At 41.6% G+C, this 9,620-nt stretch carries 8 protein-coding genes; 2 read left to right on the top strand and 6 right to left on the bottom strand.

Features of this window, described 5'->3' with window-relative positions; translation table 11 throughout:
• Positions 1-242 precede the first annotated feature (242 nt).
• Positions 243-1,409, top strand: coding sequence for a metallophosphoesterase (locus AB1488_12130; protein MEW6410833.1), 1,167 nt, complete (start codon positions 243-245; stop codon positions 1,407-1,409).
• Positions 1,410-1,551: 142 nt separating this feature from the next.
• Here the strand turns inward: AB1488_12130 and AB1488_12125 are convergent, their stop codons facing one another.
• From AB1488_12125 to fdhF, 6 genes are all read right to left on the bottom strand, one after another.
• The gene (locus AB1488_12125; GenBank protein MEW6410832.1) at positions 1,552-1,740 is read right to left on the bottom strand and encodes a hypothetical protein; all 189 of its coding nucleotides are present in this window, start codon (positions 1,738-1,740) and stop codon (positions 1,552-1,554) included.
• Positions 1,741-2,031: 291 nt separating this feature from the next.
• Positions 2,032-2,223, bottom strand: coding sequence for a hypothetical protein (locus AB1488_12120; protein ID MEW6410831.1), 192 nt, complete (start codon positions 2,221-2,223; stop codon positions 2,032-2,034).
• Positions 2,224-2,801: 578 nt separating this feature from the next.
• Positions 2,802-4,100 carry an ATP-binding protein gene (locus tag AB1488_12115; GenBank protein MEW6410830.1) on the bottom strand — a complete coding sequence of 433 codons (1,299 nt, stop codon included), beginning with the start codon at positions 4,098-4,100 and terminating at the stop codon, positions 2,802-2,804.
• Between the two features lie 239 nt (positions 4,101-4,339).
• Complete coding sequence (locus AB1488_12110) at positions 4,340-5,155, bottom strand: FAD/NAD(P)-binding protein (GenBank protein MEW6410829.1); 816 nt, start codon at positions 5,153-5,155, stop codon at positions 4,340-4,342.
• Positions 5,152-6,273: a 4Fe-4S dicluster domain-containing protein gene (locus AB1488_12105; GenBank protein MEW6410828.1), complete on the bottom strand. Its 1,122-nt coding sequence runs from the start codon at positions 6,271-6,273 to the stop codon at positions 5,152-5,154. Before AB1488_12105 ends, AB1488_12110 begins: the two co-directional genes overlap by 4 nt.
• 41 nt (positions 6,274-6,314) lie before the next feature.
• Positions 6,315-8,360, bottom strand: coding sequence for a formate dehydrogenase subunit alpha (gene fdhF / locus AB1488_12100; protein MEW6410827.1), 2,046 nt, complete (start codon positions 8,358-8,360; stop codon positions 6,315-6,317).
• A gap of 134 nt (positions 8,361-8,494) precedes the next feature.
• On the opposite strand from fdhF, the gene cas6 reads away from it, so the two are divergent.
• On the top strand, positions 8,495-9,466 hold the full coding sequence (cas6, locus tag AB1488_12095) for a CRISPR system precrRNA processing endoribonuclease RAMP protein Cas6 (GenBank protein ID MEW6410826.1): 972 nt from the start codon (positions 8,495-8,497) through the stop codon (positions 9,464-9,466).
• Positions 9,467-9,620 lie beyond the last annotated feature (154 nt).

The following is a 9,620-nucleotide window of genomic DNA, read 5'->3' as shown; positions in this document are numbered from 1 at the left end:
TCATAGGAGGACTCCTGACATCACTATTTCTTACCCTTGTTGTTGTCCCTGTTGTCTATTCAGTGCTCGACGACCTTCAGGCGAAGTTCAAGAAGAAGTCTGAAGTGGATTGAGAAAAAGAGAAAATTGGTTACCAGAAACCATAAGAAGCTGGATGGCTTCACGACCCCATTGGGTAATTCAACCCTGACGAATGTTGTTGGTCCTGCAGAGCTGCAAGCCGCGTGAAAGAAGAGGCAAGTATGTCCCTTTTTCTCATAACCTTTTTTCTGCTTTATGGAGGGATGCATCTCTATGCCTTCCTGAAGGCAAAGGTTGCCTTTGCTTTTGGCACTAAGATCAGTATTTATTTTATACCCTTCATGTTGCTGATGGTCGTTACTCCTTTTATTGTGCGTTTATCTGAAAGGTCTGGACTTGAGTTTGTTGCACGCCTGATGTCTTACATCGGATATACATGGATGGGGGTTCTGCTTTTATTTGTCTCTGCCTCCTTCATCATTGATATTTATCGCTTCCTGGTATATTCAAGTAGTTTCATCTTCCAGAGGGATTTATCTCCTATAAACCCTTCTGTAAGATTTTCTTTTTATGCACCCCTTCTACTTTCAGTTATTATCAGTATTTACGGCTACTTTGAGGCAAGGAACATAAGCACCGAAAGGATAATGCTCAGAACCTATAAGATCCCTGAAGAGATCGGCAGACTGAGGATAGTTCAGATCTCTGATATCCATCTCGGCCTTATTGTCAGGGAAGAAAGATTAAAAAGAATTCTTAATGAAGTTAAGGCTGCGAATCCCGACATTATTGTTTCTACTGGAGACCTGGTTGATGGACAGATTAATAGTCTTTCCGGACTTGCAGAACTCCTGAAGGAGATCAATCCAAGATATGGGAAATTTGCGGTAACCGGAAATCATGAATTCTATGCAGGGCTTCCTCAGGCACTGGACTTTACAGAAAGGGCAGGCTTTAAAGTTCTGAGGGGAGAAGGAATCACTGTTGCTGGATTAATCAATATCGCTGGTATTGACGACCCTGCTGGACAACATTACGGTCTTTTCAAAGAAATCCCAGAAAAGGAATTGCTCTTAAGCCTTCCCCGTGAAAAGTTTAATCTATTACTCAAACACAGACCCCTTCTTGATAAAAATGTAATTGGTCTTTTTGATTTACAGCTTTCAGGACATGCCCATAAGGGACAATTCTTCCCCTTTAATCTCTTTACACGACTATATTATCCCATTGACGCAGGACAGTTAAAACTGCTGAATAATTCCTATTTATATGTGAGTAGGGGTGCAGGGACATGGGGGCCACCAATCCGTTTTCTATCACCACCAGAGGTTACGGTAATTGACCTTGTCCATAACATTCATTTAAACATTTCACCTACAAAGAGTTAGATTGATTGTGTGATGAAGATTAACGATTCCTGGTAGAAAGCTATCATAACAATAGTGTTAAGCTTCGGATTTTAACAAAAATGGTCGCTGTCCCTAAATATCAGCCTAGATATCAGCCCTAAATATCAGCAACAGTTTTGCCTCATTTTACTACCCATGGGACTTCACCCTGTCTTGTAATGACGGTTCCGCACTCACATTCAATTTCTTTGATGTGATCAAAGCCTCTCTTAATATCTGCCTGATTATCTCTATTACAATTAGGACACGTCCAGTATAGAACAATCGGTCCTGTCTCGACCATTACTACCTGCCCTTTTTCAGCTGCCATTTTTGACCTCCCATGAAGGCATAGTGCAAGTTAAATCACACAATGCAGGTTAAATCCTGACCTATTCTTTCTTTATAATCTTTATAGCAGATAGTTTGAACCTTGTCAAAAAATATATGAGGATGGAAGAAGGCTTCCACATTTTATCAATTTGTGAAATATTGTATCACGAAGGCTAGTGAATAACTCTCACTTTCAGGAAGTATCGGTTGAAGAACAATGGGTTATTTCTTGCACTTACTAATCTTCAGCTTCAAGGGATATTAAAACTAAGATTTACGTCAGATTACTCTACGCTTCTTTGGCTCCTCCTCTAAACCACACACCCAATGCAATGGCTATTAGTGCAAGATTAGTACATCCTCGCGAGAATCCCTCTGCAGTAACTCCCACAATTGGGTCACCCACCACCAAAACCGAGATTAAGGCTAACACAAAACCTAGTGCCGAAAGACCGATTAATAACATCGCAATATTTCGCATAGTTCTCCTCCTTCCTTTCAACGTATTTGGCTCAGTAATCTTGCCGACCACACTTGTAAGGAATCATACGCTGTTACCTTGAACCCATCGCTGGCTTATCCAATCGAAGATCCCTGCATCAAGCTGCAGGGAATTTTCGAAATGTAAGGAATTTTCCTTTTTCATAATTCGCTCGCTAACCCCGCAGCAAGCTGCGGGAATGTGCTCACTATGCATTTTCAGGGATTCGAAATATTCGTCCTCACTTATAATTATACGGCACAATTGAAGCTTTATTTTACGTCATCTAAGCCATATTAATCCCCATTTATAACATACATTATATGGCAAATTTACTGTACAATCCATAAAATAATTTAGTTGATGATAGCGAGTGAAATCTACACTATTTAAAAAATTTTAATAGTGTTTTTTCAGGAAGGTGCTAATCTTTTTGTGTAAATTCTTTTAAGGGTTTTCGTCCCCATGGAAATACACCCTTTTTAGACCTTTAAGTTTTTTACACAGAAAGTGACAAAAGGTGAAGTATTTTTAACCTAAAATAGAATTCTTTACAATACTGAGAGTTACTATCTCTCTTAATCTATACCACGGTAGAGCCATTTCCAGAGCGGGACGAAAATAACCGTTTTTCCTTTGTATTGCTCCTGTCCTTCATAATCCTCTGTGATCACAAAGCCAGATTTAAGCCTGAAGTTCTCCATCGCCTCAAGAACCCCCCTTAGTTCCCTATTCTTTGTCTCCTCAGTAAGCGTATGACAGACCTGAATAGCTTCGCTTGGACCCCGACCTGTTCGCACAAGGAAATCGCATTCTGCCTTGTTCTTCCAGTAAAAGACCTCCTTGCCCTGCTGGATTAGGTGAAGAAAGACCACATTCTCATAGAGCCTGCCTATGTCTTCTGAGAATCTCAGGGAGATTGTATTTCTCAGACCCGTATCGATGGAGTATACTTTTCTCGGATTGACCTCCTGCTCCTTGAGAGAGTAGGAGAACTTCTTTGTAAAGAATATCAGGTAGGGATAAGTCAGGTAGGAGGAGAACCTCTCTACTGTGTCCAGAGGAATGCCGAGAAACCGCCTTACTCTGTTAAAGGAGATGGGTGAGGCGATGTTTGTAAGATAATACCGCGCCAGTGCCTTGAGTTTATCAGGCTTTCTGATACCATAGCGTTCCACAATGTCCCGGCTTATCACATCATCAAAATATCCGGTAAGCATCTCCCTCTTTTCTCCTGAAAGCACAACCTGAGGGAATCCACCCCATTCGAGGTATTCCCTGAGGAGGCGGGAAATCTTTACCCTCTCTCTTGTCAGAAGGAGCTCAAGCCTCAGCTCAAGTTCAAACCCTTTGAAGAGAAGGAATTCTCTAAAGGTAAGGGGATAGACCACAAGACTAACATGCCTGCCTGTAAGCACACTTCCAAATTCCATGCTTAGTAGTTTTGATGAAGAACCCGAGATAAAAAGAGTTGCCTCCTTACGCTCATGAAGTGCCCTGGCAACCCTTTCCCATCCAGGCACAAGATGAACTTCATCGAAGAAGACAAAGGGCTTGGCCTTTGGTTCAAGCCACTCAAGATACGCCTCCCAGATTGCCTGAAGGAATTGCTGTGAGAGTTCACCCCACCTCGGATCCTCAAGGTTCACATAAAGGGTGGAGGCTGGGTCAAGCCCTTGGTCTATTAAACCCTTAATGTACTGTAGCATCAGGGTGGACTTACCCGCCCTTCTTACACCCATTATGGTGACTATCTGACCTGTCTTCTCCAGTTTTGCCATTTTCTCAAGGTAAGATTCCCTCAAGATACCTACATCGCGGGTGGCTCTCCAGAAGTTCCACTCAGCCAGCACCTCTACTATCTTTGACTTTTCCATGATATATTTTAATCTTATAAGTTTTATCGGTTAAATTTTAACAATTTTAACCGATATAGTCAAGAAAAATCTTACTATGGTGACAACAGGATTTATCTATCCTCCAAAGGTATGCAAAACGGCACACACCCTTCTTTTATACTGGGCCACAGTCTTGTCAACAGGCTTTCCGCATGGTGGGTAAAAAGGTAAAGTCTTTATGATTTAAAATTGGAAATGTATCGCTGAAAAATCAGATTTTATAAAAACCTTTTTATCGCAGAATAGTTGAATACAGGACCGTCTTCACATACGAATTTACCATTGACATAGCAGTGCCCACATTTTCCGACACCACATCTCATCTGCCTCTCAAGACTCAGGAATATCTGGTCTTCTGAAAATCCGAGATTTATAAGCCGTCCTGTTACTGATTCCATCATAAGGTGAGGACCACAGATAAGTGCAGAGGCTATGGTTGTGGTGAGGTCAAGTTCTGAACATAACTCACTCACAAAACCTGTTTTCCCCTTCCATGAGTTATTTCCTTTATCAACAGTTAATAGCAATCTGATATTATTCTCCAGACATGCCTTCCTCAGCTCTTTACTATAGATAAGGTCAGATGGGGTTCTGGCACCGTATATGATTGTTACCTTGTTATAAAGGTCTCTATTCCTTATAACCTCGGCAGCAACTGACCTTATAGGTGCTATCCCTATACCCCCTGCAGCGAGTAGCAGGTCTCTTCTTGTTAAACGCTCCAGAGGAAAATGATTTCCGTATGGTCCCCTTATACCTATCCGGTCTCCGTTTGTAAGCTGGTGAATATAATGGGTCAGACGACCAGCATCCTTTATGCATAGTTCCAAATAATCTTCTTCGTGAGGTGGAGATGTTATAGATATGGGCGATTCCCCAACACCCCAGAGGGATACCATAACGAACTGTCCTACCATAAATTTAAATGAATGCATTGCCTCCTTATCGGTAAATCTGACTATGAAACTTTTAACATCCTTCGAGAGTCTCTTTATTTCCATGATTTCAGCCGCCTGTGGCAGATACGGATTCATAGGTTCTTAATCCTTATAACAGTATTAGCCATATCAATCTTCCCGGGACAGGTAATAGTACATAGACCACAACCAACACAACCGAAGACATTGTATTTCTCAGGATAATAGAGAATCTTATGGTAGTGCCATCTCTTGATACGATCCTTTTTATTCCAATGAGGGTTTACCCCTCCTGCCATCTTTGTAAATCCAGCAAACATGCACGAATCCCATATCCTGAATCTTTCACCAGATGGTGTCTTCAAAAAATCTTTTGATTTCTCAGGGGTCACTGATTTTGCTGTCTCCTCCACATCTATAATATTAAAGCATAAGCAGAGAGGACATAAATAGGTGCATCCACCACATTCAAAACACCTGTCTGCTGTCCACTCATAGAATGCCTCATTAATTTGTCCATTCTCGAGTTTCTTTCGATATAATTCAAGGTCTATCCTCCCTTCAAACTTACTTTGTGCTGTCAGCATTGTTTCATACTGATCGTCATAATCCTCTTTATCTGCTTCATCAAATAGAAAACGGTACTGCATTATTATCGTTTTCCCTGCATCAGTCCCTGTTTGAACAAAATATCTATCACCGAGATCGGTAAGTTGTATATCAAACCCATGATCTAAAAAAGGACCTGTCCCGAGACTATAGCAAAAGCATGTCTGAAGTGGATTATTACATCCGATGGATACGAAGATTGTGTTTTTCCTTCGAGCAAAGTAGTAAAGGTCAGTATATCCATTTCCAAACACCCTGTCTGCAATAAGTAATGCGGAGATACCACAGGAAGGAACGCCGAAGACCACCTTTTTTCTTGCATTAAATGTTGACTGCACCTTTCCCGGCACTTTAAGGGAGTATTTAAACATTATATCTGTCTGTGGAAATAGGATATGCTTCGTTGAGAGTATTGGTGCAGTATAATTGAGGGCAATATCATGTATGTTTACGACAGTTGTGAATGTTATTTCTCCACTGAGCTCTCTTTTTGGTGCAATCAATTCTGCAGTCTTTCTTAATTGTCTCAGCCAGTAGAAGAGATGGTCTTTATTAAGTATATAATCTTCTCTGTCCTCTGCCATATCCAGACCTATCCCCTCACCCATCCGTTCGGCTGAGCTCACGACGAAGCCCTCTCCCCTGAGGGGAGAGACCTGAACTCGTTTCAGGGAAGGTGAGGGGGAATGGGCTCTATTCTTACTGCACACACCTTGTATTCAGGTATCTTCGCCTCTGGGTCAGGGGTTGGGTTAGTGAGTATGTTAACCGGACTGTTGCTATATTGAAAAGGAATAAAGACTACACCTGCCGGAACAGAATCATTTACAGCAACCATGGTTATAATCTCTCCCCTTCTTGATGCTACCTTAACATATGAACCGTTTTTTATACCAAGTGGATTAGCATCAGATGGATTCATATTTACATAGTTTTCAGGTAATTCCCTTTCAAGGGTAGAAGTCCTCCCACACATAGTCCCTGTGTGGTACCTGAAGCTGCTTCGCCCTGTTGTAAGGATGAAAGGGTAATTTTCATCTCTCTCTTCTGCTGGAGGTTTATATTCTACAGCTGTGAATGAACCTTGACCTCTCGTAAATCTTTTTCTATGGAGGAAGGGGGTTCCTAAATGTGTTCTGTCCTTGCATGGCCACTGAAGTCCCCATCCTTCTTCGAGTCGGTAAAAGAAAATACCACTGTATATAGGTGTGAGCAGTGCTATCTCTTCCATTACTTCATATGCTCCCTTGTATTCCATAGGATAGCCCATCCGACTGGAAAGCTCACAGATTATAGCTATATCTGCCATCGCTTTTCCAGGAGGTTCTACTGCTTTTTTGACCCGCTGAACCCTCCGTTCTGTGTTAGTGAATGTCCCGTCTTTTTCAGCAAAACATGCGCCTGGAAGGATTACATGGGCTTTCTGTGCCGTCTTTGTAAGAAATATGTCCTGAACCACAAGAAATTCAAGGCTATCCAGCACCTTTTCTACCGTATTGATGTCTGGATTGGAAACGAGTGGATTTTCGCCCATAATATACATACCTTTTATCTTTCCATTTATAGCGCTTTCGAAAGCCTCTGTGAGAGTAAGTCCTGTATTTTTGGGCAGTTTTCTATCCCATGCAGTCTCGAATTTCTTCCGTACTTTATTATCTATGATTTTCTGATAGCCTGTATAAACATCAGGGAGTGCACCCATATCGCAAGCACCCTGCACATTATTCTGCCCCCTGAGGGGATTTATTCCGGAGACCCTGTGACCTACATGTGCAGTTAGCATAGCCAGGTCTGCACATGCTTTCACATTGTCCACCCCGGTTGTATGCTGTGTAAGTCCCATTCCGTATATGAGCATTGCCTTCTTATCTGAGGCATATACCCTCGCTGCCTGTATGAGTTTCTCTTCGGGGATTCCCGTAATATTCTCCACAAATTCAGGCGTATACCTTGAAACTACCCTCGCTAATTCGTCGAAATTCTCTGTCCTCCTCTTTATAAAGGATATGTCTACGAGGTTTTCTGATATTATTATATTCATCATGCCATTCAGCCATGCTACATCTGTTCCTACTCTTGGCTGAAGATATATATGTGCAAGTTTACTTATCGGTGTTACCCTCGGGTCAGCAACTATAAGTGTCGCCCCACGGTCAATTGCTCTTATTACCCTTGCACCTATCATAGGATGATCATCTGTGGTATTTGACCCAATTATCAGAAGGACATTGGCCTCTTCTATTTCCTCTATAGAGTTAGTCATAGCACCAGAACCGAATGCAGTTGCAAGTCCACCCATACTCGATGAGTGACATAGCCTTGCGCAGTTATCAATGTTATTTGTCCCTATAACTGTCCTTGCAAACTTCATAAGAAGATAGTTTTCTTCATTGGTGCATTTTGCAGAGGAAAGAACAAAGATGGCATTACTTCCTGCCATTGAGATTATTCTTTTGAATGCATCAATAATTGTTCTGAATGCCTCATCCCATGAGACCTCTTTTAACCTGCCATTTTCTCTTACGAGTGGTGTCTTGAGTCTCTCAGGATGGTGGATGAATTCGTGAGCATTCCATCCCTTGACACAAAGCTTTCCTTGACTTACAGGATGTTCAACACTTGGAAGGACACCTACTACCTTATCTTTCTCAACAGTAAGGTAGAGTCCACAGCCACATCCACAGTAAGGGCATATCGTGAGTACCTTTTTCATGTTATCATTTTAATAACAAATTACTAACAAATCAATGGATAAAACTGTCATCTTTCTGACAAAATCATCTCATCTTACCGCCCAGAAGATTTTTTCCTGTTGAACACAGCCCATTTTTGTGATATTAGTTGTTTATGCTTTATTTATCCCGTTTTAGATTTAACCTCGTAGCAGAAGAGTCACTAATACTACCATCTTACAAAGGCTCAACATTGAGGGGTGGTTTCGGCAACGCATTCAGGAGGGTTGTCTGCACTTTAAGGAATAAGTCATGTCATGAATGCATACTTAAAGAGAAATGTGTTTATTCTTATGTGTTTGAGACCCCTCCTCCTTCGAATACAGCAGTGATGCGTAAATATGAGTCCGCACCACACCCCTTTGTTATAGAACCACCACCTGAGAGGCGAAGGGGCTATAAACCCGGCGACGAGATAAACTTTGGACTTATCTTGATAGGCAGGGCAATAGATTACCTCCCCTACTTTATTTATACATTCACAGAACTTGGAAAGACAGGGATAGGAAAGGGTAAGGGAAGGTTCGAACTGAAAGAAGTCAGAAGTCAGGAGTCGGCGGTCATTTACTCATCAGACACAATGACCCTGAAACCATTCACCTCGTCAATAATGTCATTCCCACGAAAGTGGGAATCCAGTTCTAATCTTAATTCCGAGGGCGAGGCACGGCCTCGCCCCTACAATTTGACTCTTGACTTTAAGACTCCAACACGCATCATATACAACGGCCATCTCACCCTCGACCTCGAATTCCATATCCTTGTAAGAAACCTTTTAAGAAGACTCTCACTTCTCTCATATTTTCACTGTAACATCGACCCTTCTGGATGGGATTTCAAAGGGCTTATCGAAAAGGCAAAAGAAATCAGGGTTAAAAATAAAGATTTGAGATGGTATGACTGGGAGAGATATTCGGGAAGACAGGATGTGAGGATGAAGATGGGGGGCTTTGTGGGCAATATTACATTTGAAGGCAATATAGAGCCATTTATATCATTTATCAAAGCAGGTGAAATTTTGCATGTTGGAAAAGGGACAGCATTTGGTTTGGGGAAGTACGAAATAATGAGAAAAATGAATGGATAAATGTTATATTTTTGGATAAATCAACATGTGTCGAGTATCAGCGAAATTCCCCAGTTAGTATCAAAATAATTCCCCACCTGGTATCAGAATAATTCCCCAGTTAGTATCAAAGTAATTCCCCACTTTTTCCACAATAGTGATATAAGATTTCCTG

This window comes from Nitrospirota bacterium, assembly GCA_040756155.1.
In the GTDB taxonomy this organism is placed as follows: domain Bacteria; phylum Nitrospirota; class Thermodesulfovibrionia; order JACRGW01; family JBFLZU01; genus JBFLZU01.
This window is presented reverse-complemented; position numbering and strand designations above follow the sequence as displayed.